Source organism: Protofrankia sp. CiT1, from assembly GCF_917627335.1.
In the GTDB taxonomy this organism is placed as follows: domain Bacteria; phylum Actinomycetota; class Actinomycetes; order Frankiales; family Frankiaceae; genus Protofrankia.
This window is the reverse complement of record NZ_CAKJTP010000053.1, coordinates 16,979-23,099: the sequence shown is the minus strand read 5'-3', so window position 1 is coordinate 23,099 and position 6,121 is coordinate 16,979. Positions and strand designations below refer to the sequence as shown.

Annotated in this window: 4 protein-coding genes; 3 read left to right on the top strand and 1 reads right to left on the bottom strand. The window is 68.9% G+C overall.

The genetic code is table 11. The features are described from left to right. Positions 1-455 precede the first annotated feature (455 nt). Positions 456-3,062, top strand: coding sequence for an ATP-dependent chaperone ClpB (gene clpB / locus MJ785_RS11105; RefSeq protein WP_239308280.1), 2,607 nt, complete (start codon positions 456-458; stop codon positions 3,060-3,062). Between the two features lie 179 nt (positions 3,063-3,241). On the opposite strand, the gene MJ785_RS11100 is transcribed toward clpB, so the two are convergent. Beyond that, positions 3,242-4,114 carry an HNH endonuclease signature motif containing protein gene (locus MJ785_RS11100; RefSeq protein ID WP_239380678.1) on the bottom strand — a complete coding sequence of 291 codons (873 nt, stop codon included), beginning with the start codon at positions 4,112-4,114 and terminating at the stop codon, positions 3,242-3,244. 126 nt (positions 4,115-4,240) lie between these two features. Here MJ785_RS11100 and MJ785_RS11095 point away from each other — a divergent pair, with 126 nt between their 5' ends. Together MJ785_RS11095 and MJ785_RS11090 are read left to right on the top strand one after the other, a co-directional pair. Next, on the top strand, positions 4,241-5,077 hold the full coding sequence (locus tag MJ785_RS11095) for a polysaccharide deacetylase family protein (RefSeq protein ID WP_239308281.1): 837 nt from the start codon (positions 4,241-4,243) through the stop codon (positions 5,075-5,077). Between the two features lie 46 nt (positions 5,078-5,123). Beyond that, positions 5,124-6,083: a pseudouridine-5'-phosphate glycosidase gene (locus MJ785_RS11090; protein ID WP_239308282.1), complete on the top strand. Its 960-nt coding sequence runs from the start codon at positions 5,124-5,126 to the stop codon at positions 6,081-6,083. Positions 6,084-6,121 lie beyond the last annotated feature (38 nt).

Below are 6,121 nucleotides of genomic sequence, written 5' to 3'. Positions count from 1 at the left end.
CCCGCCGTCCAGACCCGCATTGCCAGGCCTGTTCCGCGCGGCCTGCGCACCACCCCCATGATTACCGGCTCAGGTTCGCCCGCATCCACCCGTGGCACTTCAAACCTACGGCGTGTTGCGGAAGTCGTCGTTCGATCAGGGAGCCGCAGCCAAGGGCCGCCCGGACGCGGCGAGCCGAACAGTTAACCGTCGAAATACGCCCTACGAGCGACCGGCAACAGGACTATCCGGCTCGCGCCGTCCGGGCGGCGCCTCGCGCCGCCGTCATCGGCCGACGCCCAGCACCTCCAGCGACTCCCCGCACCGCCTGGCGATCCATCCACCCGGACGCCGCTCACTGATCGAACGCCCTATCCTCGAGCACCCTCAGTCGAAACGACTCTAAGTCGAAACGACTCAACTATTCTGAGCGTCACCGAAGACGGAACACACAAAACGATCATTCTAGGACTCCCATGAACGCTGACCGGCTCACCGCCCGCTCCCAGGAAGCACTCTCCTCCGCAGTCAGCCGCGCCACCGGCGACGGCTCGCCGCTCGTCGACCCGCTTCATCTGCTGGTAGCCGTCCTGAGCCAGCCGAACGGGGTGGCGATCGACCTGCTCGACGCCATCGAGGCCCCGCTCGCCCAGGTACGCGCCCGCGCGGAAGCGGCGGTCAGCCGGCTGCCACACGCCACCGGCGCCAGCGTCTCCCCGCCGCAACTGTCCCGGCAGCTCATCACCGTCCTCGACAACGCCGAGCGGCAGGCGAATCGGCTCGATGACGAATACACCTCGGTCGAGCACCTGTTGGTCGCGCTCGCGGAGGAGGGCGGCGAGGCCTCCCGGGTGCTGACCGAGTTCGGGGCGACGGCCGAGACCCTGCGCGGAGCCTTCGACACCGTCCGCGGCGGTGTCCACCGCGTGACCAGCCGCGATCCCGAGGGCGCCTACCGGGCGCTGGAGAAGTTCTCCGTCGACCTGACCGAGCAGGCGCGGGCCGGCAAACTCGACCCGGTTATCGGCCGCGACGCCGAGATCCGACGGGTTGTGCAGGTCCTGTCCAGGCGGACGAAGAACAACCCGGTCCTCATCGGCGAACCGGGCGTCGGCAAGACCGCGATCGTCGAAGGCCTCGCGCTGCGGGTCGTCGCCGGTGATGTTCCGGAGTCCTTGCGCGACCGGCGCATCGTCTCGCTCGACCTCGGGTCGATGGTTGCCGGGTCGAAACTGCGGGGCGAGTTCGAGGAGCGGCTGCGGGCCGTCCTCAACGAGATCCGCTCCGCCGAAGGCCGGCTCATCACGTTCATCGACGAGCTGCACACGGTGGTCGGTGCCGGCGCCGCCGAAGGTTCCATGGACGCCGGCAACATGCTCAAGCCCATGCTCGCCCGCGGCGAGCTGCGCATGATTGGCGCGACAACCCTCAACGAGTACCGCACCCGTATCGAGAAGGACCCAGCCCTGGAGCGCCGGTTCCAGCCGGTTCTGGTCGGCGAGCCGTCGACGGAGGACACCATCGGCATCCTGCGCGGGCTCAAGGAACGCTACGAGGTGCACCACGGTGTTCGCATCACCGACGCGGCCCTCGTCGCCGCCGCCACGCTGTCCGACCGGTACGTCAGCGGGCGCTTCCTGCCTGACAAGGCCATCGACCTTGTGGACGAGGCCGCGTCCCGGCTCCGGATGGAGATCGACAGCCGGCCGGTGGCCATCGACGAGCTGGAGCGGGCCGTCCGGCGCCTGGAGATCGAGGAGATGGCTCTGGCCAAGGAGAACGACAAGGCATCCAAGGACCGTCTCGGCCGCCTCCAGCGCGAACTCACCGAGAAGCGGACGGAGCTGTCCAGCCTGACCGCTCGCTGGCAGCGGGAGAAGAGCTCCATCGTCGAGGTCCAGAAGGTCAAGGAGGAGCTGGAGAACGCCAAGCGGGCCATTGAGGTCGCCGAACGCGACCTTGACCTGGCCAAGGCCGGCGAGCTGCGCTACGGCACGATCCCCACCCTGGAGAAACGGCTCGCCGCGGCAACCGACGCGCTGCCCGGCGCGGACGAGGCAGACGGCGCAATGCTGAAGGAGGAGGTCGGCCCGGACGATGTGGCCGAGGTCGTCGCCTCCTGGACAGGAATTCCCGCCGGCCGGCTGCTGGAGGGTGAAAGCGCCAAACTGCTTCGGATGGAGGACGAACTACACAGGCGTGTCATCGGTCAGCGGGCCGCGGTACGTGCTGTTTCCGATGCCGTGCGCCGTGCCCGTGCCGGCATCTCCGACCCGGACCGGCCGACCGGCTCTTTTCTCTTCCTCGGCCCTACCGGGGTCGGCAAGACCGAGCTGGCGAAGGCGCTCGCGGACTTTCTGTTCGACGACGAACGCGCGGTGGTGCGCATCGACATGAGCGAGTACGCCGAGAAGCACTCGGTGGCGCGGCTTATCGGCGCGCCACCCGGCTACATCGGATTCGAGTCGGGCGGGCAGCTCACCGAGACGATCCGCCGCCGCCCGTACAGTGTGATCCTGTTGGATGAGATCGAGAAGGCGCATCCAGACGTTTTCGACATCCTCCTGCAGGTGCTCGACGACGGGCGTCTCACCGACGGCCAGGGCCGGACGGTCGACTTCCGCAGCACGATCGTGGTACTGACGTCCAACCTTGGGTCGCAATTCATCGCGGATCCAACTCTGTCGCCACAGGTGCGGCATGATTCCGTGATGGTCGTCGTCCAGGAGGCGTTCAAGCCCGAGTTCCTCAACCGGCTCGACGATGTCCTGGTCTTTGACCAGCTTGACCGCGACGACCTGGCCCGCATCGTCGACCTCCAGCTTGACCTGCTGCGAGCCCGGCTCACCGACCGGCGGATCACGCTGACGGTCACCGACGCGGCACGTGCCTGGCTGGCCGACGCCGGCTTCGACCCGGTTTTCGGGGCCCGCCCGCTGCGGCGGCTGGTGCAGACCTCGATCGGAGACTCGCTGGCCCGGGAGCTGCTCGCCGGCACCGTACGGGACGGCGACGAGGTTGTCGTGGAGGTCGACCCGAACCGCCGTGGTCTCCAGGTCCACCCCGCGGTGCATACCGGATGATCGGTTCGGACTACGGCGTGTTTCGGAAGTCGTCGTTCGATCAGGAAGGCGCGTCCAGGTGGTTCCTGGCAAGGCCGCAGGCCACACCGATACCGGATGAGTTGTATCGGTGTGGCCGAGAACGCAGCCAGAGGCCGCCTGGACGTGGCGAGCCGGACAGATGGCTTTCGAAACACGCCCTAGGGCTCACTGTCGGCGTCGGCTCTCCGGATCCGCCAGGTGCCGATGTCGTCACGGTAGAGGGTCTCGCCTTCCTCATGGAGCCTGCGATGATGCCGCCCGCATTGCAGAACAAGATTGTCGAGTTCAGTCGGCCCCCCGTCGATCCAATGCACGAGATGATGACCGTCGCAGAACGACGGCGGCCGGTCACAGCCCGGGTAGACGCATCCGCCGTCGCGGAGCTCCAACGCGCGATGCTGCGCGGCAGAGACTGTGGGAGCCTCCCGACTGAGATCGAAAATTTTGCTTTCGCCCCAGGTCAGCAGATGACTGACTCGTGCGTCGCACGCGATCCGGCGGATGGCGGCAGGAGTGATCGGCCATCCGCCGGTGAAACCAGCACGGACGGTGAGCCTGGTGGGAAACTCCGGCGGACGGACCGCCGCTGCCGCACGCGCGGGGACGGCAGAAGGGTCCGAGCCGGCTTCTGAGGCCGCCGAGGTTGCTGCCCGCACCGGCGGTAGCAACGCCGCGACCTCGACTACAGCGGTCAGCTGCGGTCGATGGCCATGCACCTGCGAAAGATCCGCCTGGCCCAGATAATGTCGGGCGATTTCGACCAGGGCGTCCGCCCGACGCTGATCCTTGGAGCGCGTATCGTCTGCCGCGGGCGCTCCTCCCATAGCCGCGTCCAAGGCCGCGGTGACAGTCTCCCCTCCTTCGGCGTCGAGCTGGCCCCGCAGGAACATCTTGCCCTCGAGCGAGGACGACACGGTCAACGCACACGCCCGATGAGCGCCGTTCCGATCTCCGCTCACGGCGTCAGGATCAGAGAGCGGATCGAACCGAGCCGCCATACCCCGCCGTGCGGGCAGATCAGCCAACCGCATACCAGCCACCCCTTCCGCCCCAAAGGAAGTCGAACTCACGTTCGAAGCATAGCCGAAGCGAAGAGCACGATCAACCCCGCGAAACGCGCGATGGGGCTGGCCCAGCACCGGCGGTAAGGTGCTGCGGTGTGCTTTTCCGGTTCATCGACTCGGCGCGGCCTGTTCGCGGGTGCGGCGCTGGTGCTTGCCGGATGCGCAGCTGGCGGCCGTACCAGCGGTGGCACCGGCAACGGCGGTGGTGACAGCGGCCGCGGCGCCGAGCCATCGGTGAGCACGCCGCCAACGGCCACCGCGGGAGTTGTCCCGCCGCCGGCGGGTGCCGCCGCGGCAACCTCCTCCACGCCGTCCGCCGGAGGCGGCCCGGCGACCGAACTGGTACGCGCGAGCTCAGGCCGTCCGGAGGTGGCGCTGACGTTCCACACCAACGGCGACATCGCTCTGGTCGACGGGCTCCTCGCCGCTGTGGCCCAGGCCCAAGTGCCGATCACCTGCATGTTCGTGTGCAACTGGCTGGAGCGGTACCCGGACTACGCCCGCCGCGTCCGGGACGCCGGACACGAAATCGGAAACCACACGTACACCCATCTCGCCGATCTTGACCGACAGAGCGCTTCCGTGGTGCGCTCGGAGGTGGAGCGCTCGCAGGAGATCATGGAGCGAGTGACCGGCGGGCCGGGGGACTACTTCCGGCCCTCAGCGATGCACCATGCCACCCCGACGGTGCTCGCCGAGGCTGGCCGGGCCGGTTACGCGCACTGCCTGTCCTACGATGTGGATCCGCTCGACTACACCGACCCCGGCGCCGACGCGGTGGTCACGCGCACACTTGCGGCGGTGCGGCCCGGCTCGGTGGTGAGCCTGCACTTCGGGCATGCGGGCACGATCCCCGCCCTGCCTCGAATCATCACCGGTCTTGGGCAGAAGGGGCTACGCCCGGTGACAGTACACGATCTTTTCGCCTGACCTCGGCCAGGCAGTCTCATAGCGCCGCGATGGATAGTGTCGGGCGATGCGAGGGCTCGCGGTTGCCGACGAGGTCCGGGTGGCGCTGGACGCGGGGCGGCCGGTGGTCGCGCTGGAGTCGACACTGATCGCCCACGGCCTGCCGCGTCCCCGTAACCGGGAGGTCGCGGCCGAGCTGGAAACGCTGCTGCGCGACCGCGGAGTGACGCCGGCCACCATCGCCGTGATCGACGGGACACCCACCGTTGGCCTGTGCCCGGATGCGCTCAGCGCAATCGCGGAGGCCTCGGATGTGGCGAAGCTGTCCGTCCGGGACCTGCCCGTCGCCTCCGCGTTGCACCGCACCGGCGCGACCACGGTCGCCGCCACGTCGCTGCTCGCCGCCCGCGCCGGCATCCGCGTGTTCGCCACCGGCGGGCTCGGCGGGGCGCACCGTGGCTGGGCCGACAGCGCGGACGAATCCGCGGACCTGGTCACGCTGGCCCGTACCCCGATCACCGTGATCTGCGCGGGGGTGAAGTCGATCCTGGACGTCGGCGCGACGCTCGAACGGCTGGAAACCCTCGGCGTGACCCTGCTCGGGTGGCGAACGAACAGCTTCCCCGGTTTTTACCTGTCCCGGACGGAGTTCGCTGTCGACTGGCGGGTGGAGGACGCGCGGCAGGTCGCCGCCGTCATGGCCGATGCCGACACGCTCGGCCTGCGCTCTGCCGTGGTCGTCGCCAATCCTGTGCCCGAGGCCGAGCAGCTCGACCATGACCTGCATGACCGGGTCCTCGCTGAGGCGCTGGCCGGGGCGGCCCGGCGGGGCCTGCGTGGGAAGGCCGTCACCCCGTTCCTGCTGGAGACGTTCCACCGCGAAACGGCCGGCGCCAGCCTGGAGACGAACATCGCCGTCGTCCGCAACAACGTGACCGTCGCCGCCGGCATCGCCACCGCCTGGGCCGCCGAAGCTGGAGCTCCGGGTGTCAGTGGAGCTCCGGGTGTCAATGGAGCCGCGGGCTGATGGGGCAGGGCCGCGAGCTGGATGAGGCCGTGGGCTGA

Excerpts from the sequence above, each read along its gene's own strand:
- clpB (WP_239308280.1), top strand. The coding sequence starts at position 456 with ATGAACGCTGACCGGCTCACCGCCCGCTCCCAGGAAGCACTCTCCTCC.
- MJ785_RS11100 (WP_239380678.1), bottom strand. The coding sequence starts at position 4,114 with ATGCGGTTGGCTGATCTGCCCGCACGGCGGGGTATGGCGGCTCGGTTC.
- MJ785_RS11090 (WP_239308282.1), top strand. The coding sequence starts at position 5,124 with ATGCGAGGGCTCGCGGTTGCCGACGAGGTCCGGGTGGCGCTGGACGCG.